Below are 1,888 nucleotides of genomic sequence, written 5' to 3'. Positions count from 1 at the left end.
GTGCGCCCAGCATGGGCGCAATCTTGTGGGTGAAAGTCCCGCCGTAAGCTGACCACAGCGAACGAAGTGAAGCGCAACTGCATGAGGGCGACCGAGTGTGGGGAGGAAGCGCGAATCGAAGCCATGAGCCGATGTACAAGAACCGGATAAAAGGCGAAGCCGATCAGGGCGAGCGGGCACAAAACCGCGAAGCTCTTGTGGTCAAGGATCAGGCTGCGTAAATCCGGCGGTTGTGTGGTGAAGGATTGCGTTCTTACCTGGGGAGATCTCGCTTTATGCCTGAAAGGGCGACGGTGCCAGCCGGAGCGAGAAGTCAGCAGAGGCCGTAGTAGTCTTTTTTTTTTGACGAAGGGCCGAACGAGAGAAAGCGTTATAGGCCATGTTGATGCGAAAGACCGGAAGTCAGATGCCTGCCAAACGCGGGGCGGACGGAGATAACGAGCGGTGAATCCGTGAGAAATCCCGTCAGCGACGAGGTCAATCGCCCGCAAAATGAACCCGATAACGCAGGGCAAGGGCTGCTGGGGCGGGCCTTTGCGAGAGAAAACCTGAAGCGGGCATGGAAACGGGTCAAGGCCAACAAAGGAGCGGCGGGAGTCGATGGTCTGGATATTGAACAGACCGCCGAACATTTGCTGACCCAGTGGGCTACGATTCGTGAGCAGCTTCGTTCAGGTGTCTACCGGCCCAGCCCGGTAAGGCGTGTGACCATTCCCAAGCCTGACGGCGGTCAACGTGAGTTGGGTATCCCGACGGTCACCGACCGTTTGATTCAGCAAGCGTTGCTGCAAGTCTTGCAGCCATTACTTGATCCCACTTTCAGTGAGCACAGCTACGGCTTCCGTCCGGGACGCTGTGCGCAAGGTGCCGTCTTGGCGGCTCAGCGCCATGTTTCTTCAGGACGTAAAGTGGTGGTGGATGTGGATCTGGAGAAGTTCTTCGACCGGGTCGACCACGACATCTTGATGGATCGTTTACGCAAACGGATTGCGGATCGGGCGGTTGTCCGGCTGATTCGCGCCTATCTGGATGCGGGAACGCTGATCAACGGCGTGGTCGAGAAAAGCCGTTGCGGGGCGCCGCAAGGCGGCCCGCTGTCGCCATTGTTGGCGAATGTACTGCTGGACGAAGTGGATCGGGAGCTTGAACGTCGAGGCCATTGTTTTGTGCGCTACGCCGATGATGCGAACGTTTATGTTCGCAGCTACAAGGCGGGGCAACGGGTAATGGTCTTGCTGAAACGCCTTTATGAAAAGCTGCACTTGAGTGTCAACGAAAGCAAAAGTGCGGTGGCGAGTGCGTTTGGTCGCAAGTTTCTGGGCTACGAGTTGTGGTCAGCCCGCGGCGATGTCAAACGTGCTGCATCCTATAAAGCGCAGAAGCAGTTCAAGCAGCGAATACGCTGGTACACCCGACGCTCGTGTGGCCGTAATTTGCAGCAGATTGTCGATGACCTGCGACCTTACATTTTGGGTTGGAAAGCTTACTTCGGGTTGTCGCAAACCCCAGCCGTCTGGCGTGAGCTGGACGAATGGATGCGACATCGACTGCGAGCGATCCAACTTAAACAATGGAAGCGTGGAACGACGACGTATCGTGAGTTGCGAGCACTCGGCGCGACTGGCCAAGTGGCGCAGAAGGTGGCAGGAAACACCTGTCGCTGGTGGCGCAACAGCCGTCTGGCGCTGAATCGCGTACTCAGTATTGCGTGGTTCGACAAGCTGGGGCTGGTACGTCTCTCATAACCTCAATCTCTCGAACCGCCCGGTGCGGACCCGCATGCCGGGTGGTGTGGCAGGGGAGCGGCCTGTGAAGGCCGTCCCCTATGCCGATGTGGGCCCAGCATGGGCGCAATCTTGTGGGTGAAAGTCCCGCCGTAAGCTGACCA

1 protein-coding gene is annotated in these 1,888 nt (G+C 57.8%); it reads left to right on the top strand.

The genetic code is table 11. The features are described 5' to 3' along the window. Positions 1–452 precede the first annotated feature (452 nt). Positions 453–1,745, top strand: coding sequence for a group II intron reverse transcriptase/maturase (ltrA, locus tag VD17_RS26165; protein WP_046056360.1), 1,293 nt, complete (start codon positions 453–455; stop codon positions 1,743–1,745). Positions 1,746–1,888: the final 143 nt, after the last annotated feature.

Source organism: Pseudomonas fluorescens, assembly GCF_000968015.1.
GTDB lineage: Bacteria > Pseudomonadota > Gammaproteobacteria > Pseudomonadales > Pseudomonadaceae > Aquipseudomonas > Aquipseudomonas fluorescens_W.
Note: the sequence above shows the minus strand (reverse complement) of the source record. Positions and strands in the feature narration are given on the sequence as shown.